At 63.6% G+C, this 17,623-nt stretch carries 14 protein-coding genes; 7 read left to right on the top strand and 7 right to left on the bottom strand.

Annotated elements, in window-relative coordinates; translation table 11 throughout:
• Positions 1-4: 4 nt before the first annotated feature.
• The 5 genes from H7688_RS00865 (at position 5) to H7688_RS00845 (ending at position 4,110) form a co-directional block, all read left to right on the top strand.
• The gene (locus H7688_RS00865; RefSeq protein WP_183359136.1) at positions 5-694 is read left to right on the top strand and encodes an SPOR domain-containing protein; all 690 of its coding nucleotides are present in this window, start codon (positions 5-7) and stop codon (positions 692-694) included.
• Between the two features lie 69 nt (positions 695-763).
• Positions 764-1,606, top strand: a complete 843-nt coding sequence (locus tag H7688_RS00860) for a response regulator (RefSeq protein ID WP_183359135.1) — start codon at positions 764-766, stop codon at positions 1,604-1,606.
• Between the two features lie 90 nt (positions 1,607-1,696).
• Positions 1,697-1,885, top strand: coding sequence for a DNA gyrase inhibitor YacG (locus H7688_RS00855; RefSeq protein WP_183359134.1), 189 nt, complete (start codon positions 1,697-1,699; stop codon positions 1,883-1,885).
• Positions 1,886-2,003: 118 nt separating this feature from the next.
• On the top strand, positions 2,004-3,407 hold the full coding sequence (gltX, locus tag H7688_RS00850; RefSeq protein WP_183359133.1) for a glutamate--tRNA ligase: 1,404 nt from the start codon (positions 2,004-2,006) through the stop codon (positions 3,405-3,407).
• A 325-nt stretch (positions 3,408-3,732) separates the two neighbouring features.
• On the top strand, positions 3,733-4,110 hold the full coding sequence (locus tag H7688_RS00845; RefSeq protein WP_183359132.1) for an antitoxin Xre/MbcA/ParS toxin-binding domain-containing protein: 378 nt from the start codon (positions 3,733-3,735) through the stop codon (positions 4,108-4,110).
• Positions 4,111-4,216: 106 nt separating this feature from the next.
• On the opposite strand, the gene H7688_RS00840 is transcribed toward H7688_RS00845, so the two are convergent.
• Both H7688_RS00840 and mutS read right to left on the bottom strand, forming a co-directional pair.
• Positions 4,217-5,488 carry an N-acetylmuramoyl-L-alanine amidase gene (locus H7688_RS00840; RefSeq protein WP_183359131.1) on the bottom strand — a complete coding sequence of 424 codons (1,272 nt, stop codon included), beginning with the start codon at positions 5,486-5,488 and terminating at the stop codon, positions 4,217-4,219.
• Positions 5,489-5,521: 33 nt separating this feature from the next.
• Entirely contained in the window at positions 5,522-8,131 is a 2,610-nt protein-coding gene (gene mutS / locus H7688_RS00835; protein ID WP_183359130.1) for a DNA mismatch repair protein MutS, read from the bottom strand.
• A gap of 345 nt (positions 8,132-8,476) precedes the next feature.
• Between mutS and H7688_RS00830 the strand changes: the two genes are divergently transcribed.
• Positions 8,477-9,814 (top strand): putative sensor domain DACNV-containing protein, encoded by a 1,338-nt coding sequence (locus H7688_RS00830; protein WP_246329664.1) that lies wholly within the window; start codon positions 8,477-8,479, stop codon positions 9,812-9,814.
• A gap of 9 nt (positions 9,815-9,823) precedes the next feature.
• Here H7688_RS00830 and dinB read toward each other — a convergent pair whose 3' ends face one another.
• From dinB to lexA, 3 genes are all read right to left on the bottom strand, one after another.
• Entirely contained in the window at positions 9,824-11,053 is a 1,230-nt protein-coding gene (gene dinB / locus H7688_RS00825) for a DNA polymerase IV (protein WP_183359128.1), read from the bottom strand.
• A gap of 100 nt (positions 11,054-11,153) precedes the next feature.
• On the bottom strand, positions 11,154-11,399 hold the full coding sequence (locus H7688_RS00820) for a hypothetical protein (protein WP_183352656.1): 246 nt from the start codon (positions 11,397-11,399) through the stop codon (positions 11,154-11,156).
• Positions 11,400-11,403: 4 nt separating this feature from the next.
• Positions 11,404-12,009: a transcriptional repressor LexA gene (gene lexA, locus H7688_RS00815; RefSeq protein ID WP_183359127.1), complete on the bottom strand. Its 606-nt coding sequence runs from the start codon at positions 12,007-12,009 to the stop codon at positions 11,404-11,406.
• Positions 12,010-12,220: 211 nt separating this feature from the next.
• On the opposite strand from lexA, the gene H7688_RS00810 reads away from it, so the two are divergent.
• A complete protein-coding gene (locus H7688_RS00810; RefSeq protein ID WP_183359126.1) occupies positions 12,221-13,540 on the top strand; it encodes a porin in 1,320 nt (439 codons plus the stop codon).
• A 124-nt stretch (positions 13,541-13,664) separates the two neighbouring features.
• Here H7688_RS00810 and H7688_RS00805 read toward each other — a convergent pair whose 3' ends face one another.
• The gene (locus tag H7688_RS00805; protein WP_183359125.1) at positions 13,665-17,054 is read right to left on the bottom strand and encodes a CxxxxCH/CxxCH domain c-type cytochrome; all 3,390 of its coding nucleotides are present in this window, start codon (positions 17,052-17,054) and stop codon (positions 13,665-13,667) included.
• Between the two features lie 42 nt (positions 17,055-17,096).
• Positions 17,097-17,618, bottom strand: a complete 522-nt coding sequence (locus tag H7688_RS00800) for a hypothetical protein (RefSeq protein ID WP_183359124.1) — start codon at positions 17,616-17,618, stop codon at positions 17,097-17,099.
• Positions 17,619-17,623 lie beyond the last annotated feature (5 nt).

Here is a 17,623-nt window from a genome sequence, read left to right as displayed (position 1 = left end):
GAACGTGCGTGATTACAGCGACAAACGGGGAGGGCGGGAACAGACTACCTTTGAACGGCGTCCGGTGGCGAAGAACCGCCCGCGACGCGAGTCTGGCCCCCTGATCTTCCTGAAGTGGTTCCTTGCCTTTACCGCTGTTTTCGGGACCGGTTTCGGTGCGGGATGGTACGTGAAGGGGCTTAGAAAGCCGCAGCCGGTGGTGGTCGCCCCTGCGGTGAAGAAGGATGCTCCGGCTGCCCCGGCTGCCGAGGCGAGCGCACCCAAGCCCGACGTGCCGCTCACTTTCTACAAGACCCTTCCTGCCGGGGGCAAGGGGGCCATCGGGACCGGCCTCAACCTTAAAAAGCCCGAGCCGGCAGGTGCACCTCATGAAACCGCGCCGGCCGCGGCAGCTCCCGCGGCCCCGGTCGCCCCTGCTGCCGGGCCTGCAGCGCCCGCCGCGGCCCCTGCAGCTGACGCCAAGGCGGACAACATCCGTTACGTGGTTCAGCTCGCCTCCTACCGTGATAAACAGGAGGCTCTGTCGGCCCAGGGAAAACTCACCGAAAAGGGGACGGCAGCCTACCTCGTCGAGTCGCGGCTCCCTGACAAGGGGCTTTGGTACCGGCTGCGGGTCGGTCACAAGCTCACCAAGTCGGAAGCCCTGGAAATGGCCGCCAAGTTCGGCAAGGGCGCTGCGGTGCTGCCGGATTAGCGTTTTTTCACTGGCTGGAATGACTTTTACCTTCGGGATGCTACAGTTATTCCTGACGGAGGGGGGCTGATGGAAAAGCGTAAGAAACTAGGCGAAATCTTTATAGAAAACGGCACATTGTCCGAGAAGACGGTGGCCCGGATGTTGAAGATTTCCCAGCGTCTCAACAAGCGCTTCGGAACCCTTCTGGAAGAGCTCGAACTGGTGACCGGGGAGGAACTCGCTGCCGCGCTGGCTACCCAGTACGGCTGCCGGGTGGCCAGCAACTTCGCCGGATTCGCCTTCGCTCCCGAGCTCCTCTCGATCATCTCCGTCGATGTCGCGATGCAGAACCACATCTTCCCGCTCAAGCTGGATAACAAGCGCCTGGCCCTCGCCATGGCTGATCCTACTGAGACGCGGATCGTGAAGAACATCGCGGCAAACCACGGATTGACCATCGTTCCGTTCATCGCCACCCGCAACGAGATCTACGCCGCCATCTGCAGGAACTACCTGCAAAAGGACGTCTCGAAGAGTACCACCACGACGGTCCTGGTGGTCGAGGACGACAAGCTGATCGGGACCATGTTCGGCGACTTCCTGAGCCGGCAAGGGTACCGGGTCGTCTTCGCCTCGGATGGCCTCGAGGCCTACAAGGCTGTTCTCACCGAACGGCCCCAGGTGGTAATCACCGACCTGTACATGCCCAAGCTGGACGGCTACGGCCTCTTCGAGGCGCTGCGCAGCGTCCCGGAGCTCAAGGCGATCCCGGTAATCCTCATCTCCAGCTCGGTACATCCCGAGGACGAGGTGCGCGCCTTCGAACGAGGCTTCTTCGACTTCATCGAGAAACCTGTCAAGGAAGGGACCCTGATCACCCGCGTAAAGCGCGCCCTGCAGTTTTACGAAAGGAAGTACCAGATCAGCTAGTTTTTGGCAGTAAAACGTAACGAATACACGACGTACCTACCCTCCAGGCCAAATTGTGCTGGAGGTATTTGTTTAAAGGGGGTAAAAAGGGTGAGTTCCATACAGACCGTAAAATGTCCGCACTGCAGGAAAGAAGCCCAGCTGACCGGCAACCCGTTTCGTCCCTTCTGCTCGGAGCGCTGCAAGATGATCGATCTGGGGACCTGGGCCAGCGAAGGGTACCGGATCCCGGGCGAGAAGGCCCCGCAGCACGACGACGAGGAGTCCGGCGAGCAGTAGGGAACGACTGCCGTACCGATGGCGAAATTTTCAGCCAGCTCACTTTTTGCCTGTTCACCTGGGCGGGAGGTTTTGGCTGTGAGAAATGAATACTGCACCAACTTCAAAGGAGTCGCTCATGTCTAACGTACGACTGCGTTTCGCTCCGAGTCCCACCGGTTTCCTCCACGTGGGCGGGGCGCGCACCGCGCTGTTCAACTGGCTTTTGGCCCGCAAGCTCAAGGGTACCTTCGTGCTGCGCATCGAGGATACCGACGTTCAGCGCTCCACCCAGGAATCGGTGGATGCCATTTTGCAGGGGATGACCTGGCTCGGGCTCGACTGGGACGAGGGGCCCTTTTACCAGACCGATTACTTCCCGCTCTACAAGGAGAAGGTGCAGCAGCTGCTCGCCGAGGGGAAGGCGTACAAGTGCTACTGCTCGGCGGAAGAACTGGAGGCCAAGCGCGAGAAGGCGATGCAGGAAGGCGGCAAACCGAAGTACGACGGTACCTGCCGTGATCTGCCGCCGCAGGATGACGACGGGCGTCCCTACGTGGTGCGTTTCCGCACGCCCAAGGAAGGTGCCACCTCCTGGGATGACGCCATCAAGGGGCGGATCTCCTTTGAAAACAACGAACTGGACGACCTGATCATCCAGCGCACCGATGGCACTCCGACCTACAACTTCGTGGTGGTCATCGACGACATCAGCATGCAGATGACCATGGTGATCCGTGGCGACGACCATGTGAACAACACGCCGCGCCAGATCCTGCTCTATGAGGCGTTCGGGGCGCCGATTCCGACCTTCGCCCACGTCCCGATGATCCTCGGTGCCGACAAGGCCCGCCTCTCCAAGCGGCACGGCGCTACCAGCGTCATGGCTTACCGCGACATGGGGTACCTGCCGGAAGCGCTGGTGAACTACCTGGTGCGCCTGGGGTGGAGCCATGGCGACGACGAGATCTTCTCCATCGACGAACTGGTCGAGAAGTTCTCCATCGAGAACGTGGGGCGCTCACCCAGCGTCTTCAACACCGACAAACTGATCTGGCTGAACGCCCACTACATCAAGACCGGCGACCCGGTACGCCTGGCCGACCTGGTGACTCCGTTCCTCAAGGAGCGCGAGGTTGATCCCTCGAAAGGGCCGGACCTGGTTGCCGTGGTGAAGACCCTGCAGGAGCGCGCCAAGACGATGCTCGAGTTGGCCGACGGCGCCGTCTTCTACTACCGTGACGACTTCGCCTACGACGAAAAAGGGGCCGCTAAGAACTTCACCCCGGAAACCCCGGCGCTTCTGGAACTCCTCATCGCGAAGCTTGAGGCCCTGCCGGAACTGACCCTGGAGTCGGTGGAAGCCGTCTTCAAGGAAATCTGCGAGGAGAAAGGGATCAAACTGGGGGGGATAGGCCCCGCGGTGCGTCTGGCTCTCTCCGGGACCACGGCGTCTCCCGGAATCTTCGACATGATCGTGGTTTTCGGCATGGCCGAAACCAGGAAGCGTGTCGAGCGCGCCATCGCCACCATCAGGGGATAAACCTGCCAGCTGCAAGGAACAAGAAAGCCCGCTCCGGAGTGAAACCGGGGCGGGCTTTTTTAACAGGGATGAAGGGGATAAAGGGGATAAAGGCAAAATAACGAGAGAAGGGGCTTCCAGGACCCTCCCAGTGGCCCGCAGCGCGACTGCCCCGGCACTCCTGCCTACCTTGCGTAATACGGGCTCCTGAACTTGGGCCTTGTCGGATTATTCGCTAGATCCCCCCCTCTCAGGCTTTTTTCGGGTTGACTGCCATGAATTAGCCTCTATTAATATTCAGTGCTGTTGATTTCGGACAGGACAGAATGGGAATAGGGGAGGGACCATGCTGGACGCGACAGTTCGTGAGGCGGACCGGGCGTTAATACTGGCGCAGGCGGTACTCGCCACGGCCCGATCCCTGGGGTTGGCTCAGGAAAAGGTCGCTCAGGCACTTGAACAAAGTATGGGGATTGCCGGCGAAACCGCAGAACGGATGGGCATCGGGGCCGAAGGGGAGGAGGATGATACCTATCCACAGCAGCTGAGGCGCCTGTACTGTAGCTTGGGGAACATCCTCGATTGGTCCATGGAAGACGCGAAAAAATGGCTTTTGAGCGTGAACGGCGCGTTCGATGGTAAGCGCCCTCTCGAACTCTTGGATGACACGGCAGGGGTGATACGGCTGGTGAGCTACCTGGAACGGTACGGGGTGAGTGGCTAGCGAGGCCAGTTGGACCAGGTGATCGCAGCGCACCTGAGAACGGTGAGAAAAAAACGAGGCCGTCCGGAGTGACCGGGCGGCCTCGTTGCGTGCGGTCACGTGGCGACTACTTAAGCGAGGCGATGTACCCTCTGATGCCAGAGAGGATCCCGTCGGCCGTCAGGTCCTGGTACTGAGGGTCCTTGAGCTTCTGCTCGTCCTTCTCGTTGCTGACGAAGGCGGTTTCCACCAGGATGCTCGGCATGGTGGCACCCACCAGGACGTAGAAGGGACCCTGCTTCACCCCCAGGTTCTTCACGCTCGGGTAGCCGGTGAGCGCCTTCTTGTAGAGAGCCTTTTGGACCTCGTCGGCCAGGTGTGCCGAGTCGTTCAGCTTGTAGTTGGCCATCAGGTCGAAGAGCACCGCCTGCAGGACGCTGACTTTTTCAAGCGAAGTGCCGTTCTCCTTGGCGGCCAACTGGGCCACCTTCTCGGTCTTGGCGAGGTTCAGGTAGTAGGTCTCGATGCCGTTGGCCCCCCGGTTCAAGGAGGCGTTGGCGTGGATCGAAATGAACAGGTCGGCCCCCATCTTGTTGGCGATGGCCGTCCTCTCCTGCAGCTCGATGAAGACGTCGGTCGAGCGGGTCATTACCACGTCGATCCCCAACTCCTCGCGGATCTTTTGGGCCAGCTTGAGGCCGATCTGCAGGACGATGTCCTTTTCCCGGGTGCCGGAGGGGCTCATGGCGCCGGGGTCGTGGCCGCCGTGTCCTGGGTCGACGACGATCCTGCGGATCTTCCCCGGCTTGAACTGGCTGGGTTGTTTAGGCTTCTCGGCCGCCTTGACCTTCTCGGGTTCGGCTTTGGGTTTCTCCGGTTTGGCGGCAGTCTCGGGTTTGCCGCTTTCCAGCACCTCCCCCTTGGCCGCCGAGATCTCCTGGCGGCGCTCACCCTTGACGTCCACGATGATCCGGAAGGGGTCCGAGAAGGTGAAGATCTTGTAGTCCCTGATGCTGTCCAGGTCGAGGACCACGCGGGCCGTGGTGGCGCGGTACTGGGCGATACGCACGCTCTTCAAAAGCCCGTCCCCGATGTTGAGGTCCTTGATCCCCGGCGTCACCTTGGCACCGTGGATGTCCAGGTAGAGCCGCCCGGGAATCTTGTGCGACTCGAATTTCACCTCGTGCTCCAGGCCGATCGAAACCCGGGTGTAGTCCGGGGTGGACCAGTGCTTGAGCTCGGTCACCGGGACGGCCCCTTCGGCCCCCCAGGCGAGCTGCGGCAAGGGGAGCAGTTGGGCCAGGAGCAGCCCCCCCTGCGCCGCCAAGAGCCGGTTCAGCATGAGGTGCTGGTAGGGGGTGCTCACCCCGAGGTATTTAAGGAATTCCCTTCGTTTCATGCGTTATGGACTCCTGTGCCAATCAAGGCACGGCTAGAGCATCCTCTTTAATTCGTCGACCAGGTTGAGCGCCTCGAGCGGCGTCAGGGTGGTTACCTCGACATTGCGCAGCCGCTCGCGGAGCTGGTCGTCGGGGGCCGCGAACAGGGAGAGCTGCGGCGAGGGTGTCGACTTCTGCTTGCCGCGCGCCAGGCGGGGGAGTCCGCCTTCCACGTACTCCCCCTTTTCCAGGTTCAGGAGAATCTCTTTGGCCCGCTCGATGACCGCCTGCGGCAGGCCCGCCAGCCGGGCTACCTGGATGCCGTAGGAGTGCGAGGCGCCGCCGGGGACGATCTTCCTTAAGAAGATGATGCGCTCGTTCCACTCGCGGACCGCGATGTTAAAGTTCTTGATCCCCGGCCGGGTCACGGCGAGCTCGGTCAGCTCGTGGTAGTGGGTGGCAAAGAGCGTCTTGGCGGCGTGCAGCTTGTTGTCGTGCAGGTACTCGGCAACGGCCCAGGCGATGGAGACCCCGTCGAAGGTGGAGGTGCCGCGCCCGATCTCGTCCAGGATCACCAGGCTCTTCGCGGTGGCGCCGCGCAGGATGGCCGCCGATTCCATCATCTCCACCATGAAGGTCGAGTGACCGCGGGCGATGTTGTCCGAGGCGCCGACCCGGGTGAAGATGCGGTCCACCAGCGGGATGCGTGACTTCTCGGCCGGGACGAAGCTTCCCATCTGGGCCATCAGGGTGATGAGCGCCACCTGACGCATGAAGGTCGACTTACCGGCCATGTTGGGACCGGTAATGATGATCAGCTGGTTTTCGCCGTTATCCAGGAAGGTGTCGTTTGGGACGAAGCGCTCGCCGGAGTGCATCTCCTCGATGACCGGGTGGCGCCCCTCGGTGATCGAGAGCTCGCTCCCCTCGTGGATCTCGGGGCGGCAGTAGCCGTGGTCGTGGGCCAGTTCGGCGAGGCTCACCAGGACGTCCAGGGTGGCCAACCGGTCGGCCGTACGGGCGATCCGCTCCCCCTGGGCGGCCGCGGCCTCGCGAACCTCCTGGAACAGTGCGAACTCGAGCTCCCGGATCCGGTCCTCGGCACCCAGCACCTTCTCTTCGTACTCCTTGAGCTCCGGCGTGATGTAGCGCTCGGCGTTCGCCAGGGTCTGGCGCCGGATGTAGTCCTCGGGGATGGCCGAGACGTTGGCCTTGGTCACCTCGATGTAGTAGCCAAAGACCTTGTTGTAGCGGATCTTCAAGGAGGAGATCCCGGTGCGGTTCTTTTCCTTGGCCTCAAGGCGGGCGATGAACCCTTTCCCCTCGCGGCTTATGGCCCGCAGCTCGTCGAGTTCCTCGTTATAGCCGTCGGCGATGATCCCCCCCTCGCGCAGCACGAACGGGGGATTCTCCACGATGGCCCGCTCGATCAAGGAGCAGATGTCCTCGAGCGGGTCGGTGCCGGCGTTGAGCTCCTGGAGCAGCTTCGCGCCCGAGCCGGCGGTCTGCTCCTTGAGTCCCGGGATGCGCGAGAGCGAGCCCTTCAGCGCCGCCAGGTCCTTCGCCGAGGCCGAGGCAAGGCTGATGCGCCCGTTCAGGCGCTCCAGGTCGTAGACCCCGGAGAGCAGGTCGCGCAGCTCGCTTCTCAGGCCCGGCTGACCAAGCAGTTCTTCGACCGCATCCTGCCGCTCGACGATCTTCTTCAAGTCCATGAGCGGGTAGTTGATCCACTGCTTGAGCTTTCTCCCTCCCATGGCGGTCACGGTGCGGTCCATGAGCCCCAGGAGCGATCCCTTGCGCTTTCCCTCGGAGATGGTGGCCGTGAGTTCCAGGTTGCGCCGGGTGGACTCGTCCAACAAGAGGTGCTCACTCTCGAAGTAGCTGGAGATCGAGGTGACGTGGGGGGCGTTCCCTTTCTGGGTGTCCACCAGGTAGTGCAGCACGGCACCGGCCGCCATGAGCGCGACCGGGAGCCCGTCGCAGCCGAGGGTGGCCGGCGTCGCCCCCTTGAACTGGTTGGCGATGAGCCGCTTGCAGTAGTCGCTGTCGTAGACCCACTCCTCGAAGTAGGTGAGAGCGCGCCCCGCGGTGATGGAGGCGAGCGCCTTCGCCTGGGCAGGGTCCCGGTAGCCGGCAGGGAGGATCAGCTCCCGGGGGCCGATGCAGGTCACCTCGGCGAGGGCCGCGGCCTGGTCGGCAAGTTCAGTGATGCGAAACTCCCCGGTGGAGAGATCCAAAAACGCAAGGCCGAAGCGCTTCTCCTCCTCGAAGAGGGCGAGGAGGTAGTTGTTTTCCTTGGGAGAGAGCGAGGCGTCCTCGACGACCAGGCCCGGGGTGACCACTTTCACCACCTCGCGCTTCACGATCCCTTTGGCGAGTTTGGGGTCCTCGGTCTGTTCGCAGATGGCGACTTTCTCCCCCGCCTCGATCAGTTTGGCGATATAGGGGGCGCAGGAGTGGAAGGGGACGCCGCACAGGGGAATCTCGGGGCCGTCGGAGCTCTTGTTGCGACAGGTGAGGGTGATCCCCAGGATGCGGGACGCCTTGACGGCGTCGTCCAGGAACATCTCGTAGAAATCGCCCATGCGAAAGAACAGGATGGTATCGGGGTAGTCGGCTTTTATTTCAAGGTACTGCCGCATCATCGGCGTCAATTCGGACATTTGCAAACCTTTCCAGGTAGAGAAACGGCGCACATCTTAGCAAAATGATACGGGCATGTAAAGGACCGCAGGATGGCGCTGCGGCTTTAATGATGTATGCTTTTCCGACAGCTCAGGCTGCCTTGGTCGCAGCCGGTTTCCAGAGCACCCCTGGTGGCACGCTTTGATATGGCTAAGGTTTTGGTGCTACGTCGCCGCTTGGCGGAGGCATAGTTGATCAGATCAAACAAATGAGCTTTACAGGGCACTCGAAGGCGTTGGATAATTACACGACGGGTACAGCCTACCGTTTGCGGTTATAGGGAGTGGCAGATGCGCGGACACCGAGTAATCAACAGCTGTTCAGTGGCAACAGGACATTCGTACCCCAAAGATCTGGTTTCCTTCATTTTCGAGCGTTGGCAGGACCCTGCGTTCGTCGAACGGCTCTGCCCGTCGCATTCGGACTGCGGCTTCCAGCTTCCGGAGCGCTCCGTCCTGGAACAGGTAATTTCCACCTGCTACCAGGCGAGCCTGATGCGCGAGGAGGAGCGCCCGGTCATGTTCCGGCTGATTATCCGCGACTCGCACCTGTTTCCCGCCGAGGAGGGGCCCCCCACCGGAATGCACCGGCTCATCTTCTCCCGGCTGCGTCCCTTCAACGAGTACGAGCTGCACCGGTTGGCGCCCGCCGCCGACTTTTACCGCACCCTGATCGGCATCACCCTGCCACCCAACGACGGGGCGCAGATCTGGGGGCTTTTACACTCCGGCACCCGCTGGATGCATGCAGTCTACGGGGGGCGCAAGACCTCGCCGCCGCTTCCCGTCTGCCTGGTGGTCTACGTGACCGGCGCCGGGCAGATCTCGGTCTGCATCGGTTCCGAGATCATCGCTTCACTAAACGGCGGCCAGATCAACTGCCCGAGCCTCGACGTCTTCAATTCCCAGTGGATCGCCAAGAGCCTCGCCATGGTGCACTCCGAGACCCTCGAGCTGCATCATAAGGCACGGCAGGAGTCGGGGCGGGTCTGGGCCAACCTCGATCCCGACTTTGGCAGCTACCTTGGGCAGCAGGCAGTGCGCCGCATCATCAGCGTGATCCGCAATTCACACCACGGCGGGCTTCTGGTCTACCTCCCCGAGGAAATGACCGCCGAGATCCTCAAGGAAAACCGGTACATGTCCATCAAGTACCAGTTCCTCGAGTTCGAATCGCGCCAGCGTTTCCGGACCCTGACCCTCAAGGTGATGAACACCATGGCCGAGATCCACGGCGACCCGGCAGACCCCGACAAGGTGGTCGGCTGGCAGGATTACGTGACCAGCAAAAACGACTCGATCGCGCTTCTGGACGAGGCGATATTCGACGTGGCCCACTTCATCGCTGCGCTCTCCGCGGTGGACGGTGCCGTGGTTATTTCGAAGCGGCAGGAGCTTTTGGGGTTTGGCGGGGTGATTTCGGGTGACCTCGACAGCGTGGGGATGGTGGCACACGCGCTAGACACCGAGGGGGCCCGGACCGAACCGGTGCTGAGCGAGGGGGTGGGCACCCGGCATCGTGCGGCCTATCGCCTGTGCCAGCGGCTCCACGAGGCGATCGCCATCGTGATCTCGCAGGACGAGAGCGTGCAGATCGTCAAGTGGCATAACGGCGCAGTCACCTACTGGGACCAGGTGCCAACCGGGGTGCCGGGGTTCTAGCGCTGCCGCTCACTCCACGTCGACGTTACGCAGCCCCTCCGGTTTCCAGGCCGGTGAAATAACCTTGGAACCACCCTCGTTCCCCAAAAGGCTCCCGAAGGTAACCGAGAACTCCCCGAACCTGTTGTTCACCTGGTCCATGGCGCTTGCCAGAAGCGCCTTTTTACGGTCCTGGGCAAAGAGAGGGAGCTGCTCCTGCTGCTGGCGCAGGTTGCTCAGGCGCACCCCCAGAAGCCGGATCGGCTGCTCCAGTTCGATCCCCTCCAGGATCTTCAGCGCCGCCTGGTAGATCTCGTCGCTGTTGTTGGTATGGGCCGGGTGGCTCTCCTGGCGCGAGAAGGTGGTGAAGTCGGGGTAGCGCACGGTCACGGTCACCGTCTTGCCGGCCACCTGGTAGCGCCGGGCCCGGCGCCCCACCATTTCGGAGAGCTGCAGAAGGTACATCCTGATCTCACCGGGGTCGCTGATGTCCCGGTCCAGCGTGGTGCTGTGCCCCACCGTTTTTACCTCCTCGGCCTCCTCTTCGGGTACCACGGGGGCATCGTCGATCCCCCGTCCCATCTGCTGCAACCGTACCCCGACCACCCCGAACTTGCGCTTGAGGATCTCCACCGGAAAACGGCCCAACTCGCCGCAGGTCTTTATGCCGAGAGCACTCAGCTGTTTCCCGGTCTTGGCGCCGATGCCGCAAAGGTCCCGGATCGGGATGCGCTCCATGATGGCCGGCACCTCCTCGGGGGGGATGATGGTGAGGCCGTCGGGCTTTTGCATGTCCGAGGCGAGCTTGGCGAGGAGTTTGTTGGGGGCGATGCCGATCGAGCAGGTAAGGCCGAACTGGTGGCGGATGCGGGCCTTGATCAGGTGAGCGATGCGCTCCGGCGAGCCGAAGATGGCGAGGGAACCGGTGACGTCGAGGAAGGCCTCGTCAATGGAGAAGACCTCCACCATCGGGGTGTATTCCCGCATGATGTTGATGATCTGAGTGGAGGTGTAGGTGTACTTGCGGTTGTTGCCCACCACGAAGATGAGCTGGGGGCACATCTGGCGTGCTTCCCAGGCATTCATCCCGGTCTTCACGCCAAAGGCGCGCGCCTCGTAGGAACAGGTGGTGATGACGGTACGCTTGGCGGCCCCGGTGACGGCGATCGGTTTGCCGCGCAATTCCGGGTTTGCCTGCTGCTCCACCGAGGCGAAGAAGGCGTTCATATCGATGTGCAGGATGATGCGCTGGGCTTCCACGGTCTGCTCCGGCTGTTCGGGGGCGAACGACAGCGTCGCCGGTGGGGCTCTCCCGGTAGCAGGGGGAGGGGTGCCACGATGCCCCGGGCACGCGCCCGCTTCAGCGCCCTTCGACCCCCTCCAGGGTCCAGTTCTGGTCGGTGGCGTTGAAGATGAGCTCGAAGAGGTTGCTGCCGTCGCTCACCGCGAAGTGCAGCCTAAGCGCCGCGCCATCGTGGCTCTTCCAGAAGTAGGACATCTCGGTGACCGCGTGCTTTTGCCTGCGCCACTCGAACCAGACCGGCTTGATCTTCGAGCCCGGCGCAAAAATGGCGGCAACTTTCACCCTTTCGGCGACTCTGCGCATCAACCTACTCCATTTGCCGATAGATGCCAACTACTTTCCCCACGATGGAAAGCTCCCCGTCTTCCTCGCGGACGATGATCGGTTCGTAGTTGGGATTCTCCGGCTGCAGCCTGATCTGGTTCCCCTCCCGGTAAAAACGCTTCAGGGTCGCCTCGCCTCCGACCATGGCCACCACGATGTCCCGGTTCAGCGCGGTGGGCTGGGGTCGCACCAGGGCAAGATCCCCCTCCTTGATGTGGGCGTGGATCATCGAGTCGCCCTTGACGCGCAGGAAAAAGGTGCCGCCGGAGCGGAGTTGGGAGCTGTCGATGGCGAAGTGCCCCTCGACGTCCTCGATGGCCGGATGCAGCGCGCCGGCCCGGACCACGCCGACGATGGGGAGGCTTGCCGCCTGGGCCTGGTTGCACAGCGCGATGCCGCGCGAACTCCCCTCCTGCCGGCGCAGATACCCCTTCTTTTCCAGGGCCTCCAGGTGCTTCATGACCCCCAGGGTGCCGGATACCGAGAGACACTTGCCGATCTCCCTGAGGCTTGGGGGATAGCCGTTGCTGGCGATGTAGTCGGTGACGATCTCCAGGACTTCCTGCTGACGGGGGGTGAGCCGCTCCATGACGACCTCCTTGGTTATCTGGTGATAACTATATCAGGTGATAACCAAGGGCTGTCAAGTGAGATTTTCGGACGCTGGGGTGGGCAAACCGGTCCTGAGAGGGGAGGGCACCGGGCGGGAGGTTCCCCTGGCAGTTTCCCTGCCCAGGTTGCTAATTTGAATTCTCACATTATAGTCAGATCTGGTTTCGTTCATGGAGACGGAGCGGATCATGGCGAGCAACGGTCAACTTCAGGAAACGGGCAGTGAGGTATCTTTGGGCCGGCTGGTTCGAGCGGCGCTCCTGCTTCTGCTCCTGGTAGGCTGCATCGGGCAACCGGTGCTGGCGGCCGATCCGCCTTCCGACGCAGCGTCCCCCGTCTACCACACCCCGCTTGCCGGCGAGGCCGGTTCCACCAACTTTCACGGCTACTCCATTGCACTCCCCGCCACGGACCGCGCCCACCAGACCGCCCTCACCCTAGGGGGGACCCTGCTGCTTCCCCGGCAGGGACGCACCACCGGTGTCCCCATCGCCGCCGGGTACTTCAGGCACTACTGGGAGGATTCCCGCACCCGGGACGTGGTGAGCATCTTCGTGAACGACCTTGAGTACGACCGCAGGATAGTGGGGCCTCTGGAAGTGGTGGGGCGCCTGGAGAACTACACCCTGCCGGGGACCCAGACCGAGCTCGCCGAGAACCGTGAGGTGACCGCGAGCACCGTGAGCTACGGGAGCGCCTCGTTTTCTCTGGGGCCCGGGGTGCGGCTTCCCGTGGCACCCCTCGAGGTGGACAACGACCTGAAGGTGCAACTGCTCGGCACGGTTGGGTATTTCTACGCGGCCCGCAGCCACGAGACCAACCCGGAACTTTTGCTGCCGCCCAACACGCTCAGCTACGGTACCAAGCTGAGGGTGCGCTACGATGCGCTGCGCCGCAACCTCCTGGAGCTGCCGCACTACGGCTTTGCGGCTGGCTGCGACGCCGACTACCAGGTGCGCGCGGAGTGGCAGGAACTGGGTACCCGCCTGAACCCTGGTCCCGTTAACCGGGACTATCTGCAGGTAAGCGGGTACCTGTTCGCGGCCGGCCCCGTGCCCGGTCTCTCCGAAAAAAACCGCCTGGTGGCGAGCGCCTACGGGGGCACGACCTACCACAACCGCGGCGACCGCTTCAATGCCTACCGTCTGAACGGCGGGCCGTTGTCGGGGGAGGCCGAGGACATCGCCCGGCCCCACTATACCGGGATGGTCTACGACGATATCCTGGTCAGCAACTACGCGATCCTAAGCGCGGGGTACCGCCGCGAACTCTGCTTCTTCATCTACCTGACCCTGGCGGGGACCTACCTCTGGGCAGATCGGGCCAACGCGCTGGATGACGGCCGGGTGCAGTTCCGGGAGACTACCTCGGTCGCGGGTACCGCGAGCCTCGACCTGGCCTTTTTCGGCAACTCCTCCTTCAACCTGGGGTACGTCTGGGACTCGGGTGCGGTGCGTAACGGCCGGTCGGGGAGCGGGGTGAGCTTTACCTGGAACAAGCTCTTCTAAACGCTGCGCGACAGGTGATGGAACAGGAAAGGCCGGGAGTGATCCCGGCCTTTCCTGTTGTGAGGCGCCCTCTCATGGAGGGGGAGGTAGTTGCCGCCCGCTAGGGGGCGAAGCCGGCTGGCTCTTAACGCTCGATGCTCCACTTCGGGGTCGGCGCGAAGTGGCAGGCTACGTTGAAGCAGCTGCCGGACTTGTTGGTGCCGCCGGAGGTGAGGCGCGCGCTGCTGTAGATGGCCTGCACGTCGTTGGAGAAGCGCAGCTGCTGGTCGATCTTGACCGTCACGTTCTCCACGTGGCTCCTGAGCGGCTGAGCGGTGGTGTGGGAGGCCGACCCGCCGTTGTGGCAGGGGAGGCAGTTGCTCCATCCCTGGGACGCATTGGCGCTCTTCGGGATGTGTCCCGCGACCAGGTGGGCGCCGCCGCCACCGGAGTAATCCTCGAAGCGGGCGCTGGACCAACTACCCTGGACGCCGAAGGAGAGCGACCCGGTTACCTTGCGCGGGGCGGGCGGGTAGCCGTGGCAGGTGTCGCAGGCGCCGCCCGGTTCGAAGGCGAGGTTTTTGCCGCTTCCGGTGTGGTTGTGGCAGGCGACGCAGCTGCCGCCGGGGTTGTGGGTGGCGTCGTAGGAACTCGCCGTGAAGTGGGCGGTGCTCGTGTGGCAGGCCTGGCAGATACCGTTGAAGGCCGGGCCAGGTTTCACGAAGTCGCTCCAGGCTGTCGCGCCGGGGGTGGCCAGGGTGAAGCTTACGGCGACGGTTGCCGTCGGAGCGCCGCTGCTGCGGTCGGAGCTCTTCGCCACCTGGGTGTGCATCATGTAATCGTTGCCGTCGCCGTGGGCGTCGTGGCAGTCCCAGCAGAACTGGCCGCCGCTGTTGGCTGCGCCGTGCTTGGCCCCGAGGTGCGCGGAGCCGATCTTCAGGCTCGAGCTGATCAGGGATCCGTTGGCGCTGACCCCGGTGGCGCCGGGGGCGTGGCAGCTCTGGCAGACCTGGTTGCGGCCCCAGGCGGCCGAGGAGTAGTTCAGGAGCCGGAAGGGGTTGCCGGAGAGCTTGTGGGCAACGTTGGAATCGTGGCAGAACTCGCACTGGCGCGGGTTTCCGTTGCGGCCGAAGTTGGCCCCGGGGTTGCCGGAACGGTAAGCGGCGCTTGCACCGTGGCCGGTACTAAGCCATTCGGAACTGCTCACCTTGCCGACGATGCCGTTGTTCCAGAAACTGCCGCTGAAGTTGTCCAGATCGCTTGCCGCGCTGTGGCAGTCCTGGCAGTTGAGGCTCTGGCCCCAGGTTGCTGTGGTGCCGGTGCCGCCGTGGCAGCTTATGTTGCTGCACTGGGTGGCAGTCGAGGCATTCCCCGCGACGCTGACGCTGAAGCTTGCGCTTCCTCCCTGGAGCACTTCGTAGACCTGGTCCACGTGCAGGGCGCGGTTCACGATGGCGCCGGAGGCGTCCACCACGGAGCTGTGGCACAGGTTGCAGGTAAGGCCGTTGGTCACCACGTGCTTGGCGTGGCTGTTGGCCTTGGGGGAGCCGTTTGCGTAGTCGGGGCCGGTAGTGAGGCCGCCGTGGCAGCCGCTGCAATCCGCGGGAAGTGCCGGACCGCCCCAGGTGACGGCTTTGCCGCCGTGGCAGTAGAGGTTCGAGCACTGCCCGTAGCTCGCGCTGGGTGCCGGCTGACCGGTGGTGCCGACCGTGAGGCTGCGGTACTGGGCGGCGCCCCCCTGGGGGGTGAGCGGGCTCAGGTTCCAGGAGACGCTGCCGTCCACGTGACCGGTGGCGCCCGGGGAGCCGTGGCAGGAGGCACAGGCGAGAGCCAGCCCGGTTGCGCCGCTTCCTGCGTGGCGCAGGTGGCCGCCGGTGGTGGGGGGCGTGGTGGCGCTTGCGCCGTGGCAGCTGCCACAGAGCGCCTGGCCCGAGCCGGTCCACTGCGGGCGGGTGGTGCTGCCGCCAGAAAGCGTGGAGCCGTGGCAGTAGATGCTGCAGCTGATAGCCTGGCCGGGAGCCTGATTCAGGGTGGTGCCGGCCTGGGCGCTCCAGCTGTAGCCGGCGTTCAGGCTGCTGTTCACGTAGATGGTGCCGGTGGTGACCTGCGACTGGAAGCCGCTCCAGGTCTGGGGCGTAACCCCGAAGCCCATCTCGATCTTCCCGTTACCCATCTGGGTGGTCGTGTAGCCGTTGTGGCAGGCAAGGCACTGGATCGAGCGTGCGGTCACGTGGGTAGCGTGGGCGCCGGCGCTGGCCGGGCTGGCACCGAGGGCGCCGGTGGCCGGAGCGGCGAGGCCGTCGGGGCCGCCGATCCGATTCGCGGTGATCGGGTAGCCGTGGCAGGAGGTGCAGCCTCCCGAGAAGGAGCCGACCTGGCTGTTGTGGTTGTGGCACACCACGCAGTCCCGCGCCTGGGCGCTGGGGAGGTCGTGGGCAGGGGCGACGCCGGCGGGTACCACGTGGCAGGCCTGGCAGATGCCGGTACCGTTGGGATCCTTGAAGTTTGCCGACATGATCGAGGTGGCGCTCGAGAAGACCGGCTTGTTGCGCACCTTGCCGGCGAAGCTCGAGATGTTCATGTAACGCCAGATCAGGAAACTGTTGGGGGCGCTGCCGTTGCCCGGATCGACGTGGGCGCCGTGGCAGTCGGTACACTGCACGTCCTGGCCATGGTTGTTGTGGTTCTTCTTCCCGGCGTGGCAGTTGAGGCAGATGTTGCTGTTGTCCGGCGCGCCGATGGCCACCTGGGGACCGCGCAGGTCGGTGCGCAAGAGATACCCGTCACCTTTTTTCAGCCCGTTCGAGGAGCTGTAGGAGTCAAAGGTCGCGCTGCTCGAGTCGGCGTAGTGGACCCCGTGGCAGGTGGAGCAGACCAGTTTCCCACCCTTGAACTTGGCAGCCAGGTTCGAGGAGGCGTTGGCGGGGTTCGCGTTCACCGGCGGGTTGAAGTACTCTGCCGGGCGCAACACGGCCTTGGAATCCGCACCGCCATACACGAAGTTGACGGGATGGGTGCCGCTGGCGTGGTTTCTCTGGTTACGGCTGCGGTGGCAGTCCAGGCACATCTGGTCCTGGTCGTTGGCCATCCTCAAAAACGGCGGGAGCGAGTTGTCGTGCTGGTTGTGGCAGCGCACGCAGGCCATCTGCGCTCCGGTGCGGCCGCGCACCCCGGTCATGCTGGCAAATACCGGCGGCTGGGCCCCGGCCCAGGGGGCGGTGTCGAGGCCGTCCCAGCGGTGCGAGGTCTGGTAGAGCCGCTGCGGGCTGGTCGTGGTGTAGAGGCCGAACGGGTCGGCGGCATCGCCCGGGGCGAACGGTTTGCGCCCGGAGACCGCGACACCGGGGCGGTGGCAGGTCAGGCAGATGTTGTTGAACCCGGTGCTCCCCAGCGTGATATGGCCCGTGTGACAGTTGGTGCAGCTGTACCCGTCGGCACTGCCGTGGGGGGAATCGACCACCACGGCGCCTGCGGTTAAGGGGGCCAGCAGGCAAAGCATGCCGAGCACCAGAGTCTTGAATACCACGTTGTTCATAACTGCTCCTGAAGACGGTAGCGGGGTGCGCGCCCCGTATCACTAGTAGCCGAAGGTTACGTCCAAGGAGGGGGTAATCCTCCCGGCCAAGGTGTTGTCGGTGGTGACCACGCCGAGGTTCGGGTCGGTGGCGACCGCCTTGAACCCGGGAAACGGGGTGTTCAGGGTCCGGAAGCTCTGGGCGCTCAAGGTGTACCCGGGCTGGACCGTGAGCTGCAGGGTGGCAAAGGTGCCGTAGCCGATGCTCTGGCTCAGGTTGACCACCCCCAGGTCCACCTGGCGGATGCTGGCGGAGTAGGTGCCGAAGGCAAGCCCCTTGGCCGAGGAGAGCCCTGGTTGCTGCAGGTTATGCGTCGTCCCATCCAGGGCCACGCTTACCCCTTCGGGAAGCCGGGCCTTGACGGAGACCCCGCTGATGGGTGAGCTGTAGTTCCCCAGGATGGCGAACGTTACCGTGGCGGTTTTTTGCGGGCCGGTGGCCGCTCCACCCGAGCCTCCGCCACCGCAGGCGGCAAGGGTTGAAAAGGTGAGCGACAACAGTGCGAAACGGATGAACTGGTTCATGTCTT

Origin of the sequence: Geomonas limicola (assembly GCF_014193675.1) — a bacterium.
In the GTDB taxonomy this organism is placed as follows: Bacteria; Desulfobacterota; Desulfuromonadia; order Geobacterales; family Geobacteraceae; genus Geomonas; species Geomonas limicola.
Note: the sequence above shows the minus strand (reverse complement) of the source record. Positions and strands in the feature narration are given on the sequence as shown.